The sequence below is a fragment of the Pseudomonas sp. S12(2018) genome (genome assembly GCF_024355235.1).
Classification (GTDB): domain Bacteria; phylum Pseudomonadota; class Gammaproteobacteria; order Pseudomonadales; family Pseudomonadaceae; genus Aquipseudomonas; species Aquipseudomonas palmensis.
The window spans coordinates 59,525-60,107 of record NZ_QLAD01000014.1; the positions used below are offsets into that span (position 1 = coordinate 59,525).

The window sequence follows — 583 nt, forward strand, 5'->3', positions numbered from 1 at the left end:
GCCGGCGATGCTCACGCCCAGCGAGCCAATGGCCGAGGTGGAGGTGTCGGCGCCCGCCCGCACACCCACCACCGCACCGCCCTGGGCTGCACCGTCTGCACCCAGGATGTCGTTGAGCAGCACGTTGCCGGTGACCGTACCGCCTTCCATCACCGTGGCGCTGTCCGATTCGGCGATGGGCATGTCGTCGACGATATGGATCACGATGGTGCTGGTAACGCTGTTGCCCAGCGCATCGGTGGCCTTGTAGGTGAAGGTCTCGGTGCTCACGACGTTGGCGCCGTCGTTGCCGTTGCCGATGTGCGGCGCCGAGGTCAGGGTGTACTTGTAGCTGCCGTCGGCGTTGATCTGAATCTGCCCGTAGTTACCGATGGCGCTGCCTTCCAGGCTGTAGGTCAGGGCACCGGAGCCACCGCCCACCCGGCCTTGAAGGTTGCCGACCGAGGTTTCCGTGGCCCTGGTCGGCGCGCTGCCTTCTACCGTGCCAGGCGCCAGGTCCCAGGCGTCCTGCACCAGGTCCAGCCCGCGCTCGTACACCTTGATGTCATCGTCCGGGCAGGCGACGAGCTTGCTGTCGGTGACA

Annotated in this window: 1 protein-coding gene; it reads right to left on the reverse strand. The window is 66.6% G+C overall.

Features of this window, described 5'->3' with window-relative positions; translation table 11 throughout:
* Positions 1 to 583, reverse strand: a 583-nt coding sequence (locus DN388_RS24740) for a VCBS domain-containing protein (protein ID WP_255002719.1), incomplete at both ends; no start/stop codon positions are given.